At 54.0% G+C, this 346-nt stretch carries 1 protein-coding gene; it reads left to right on the forward strand.

Annotated elements, in window-relative coordinates; all coding sequences use genetic code 11:
- On the forward strand, positions 1–346 hold a 346-nt coding region (locus FDX22_RS12165; protein WP_146717256.1), incomplete at both ends, for an aminotransferase class V-fold PLP-dependent enzyme.

A 346-nucleotide genomic window follows, 5' to 3' on the forward strand; every position in this document is an offset into this window, starting at 1 on the left:
GATTCATACGCTCAGCGCTCAGGCGACGGAAAAAATGGAGAATGTCCGTAAGCTGGCGTCATTGTTTATTAACGCGCGTTCAGCCGAAGAGCTGGTGTTTGTTCGCGGTACGACGGAGGGCATCAACCTGGTGGCGAACAGCTGGGGCAATAGCAATGTTCGGGCGGGTGATAACATCATCATCAGTGAAATGGAACACCACGCCAATATTGTCCCCTGGCAGATGCTGTGCGCCCGTGTAGGTGCGGAACTGCGTGTTATCCCACTGAATGCCGACGGGACGTTGCAACTGGAAACGCTATCGACGCTGTTTGATGACCGTACGCAACTGTTGGCCATTACCCAC

The sequence above is a fragment of the Citrobacter sp. TBCS-14 genome (assembly GCF_005280805.1).
Classification (GTDB): Bacteria; Pseudomonadota; Gammaproteobacteria; order Enterobacterales; family Enterobacteriaceae; genus Citrobacter; species Citrobacter gillenii.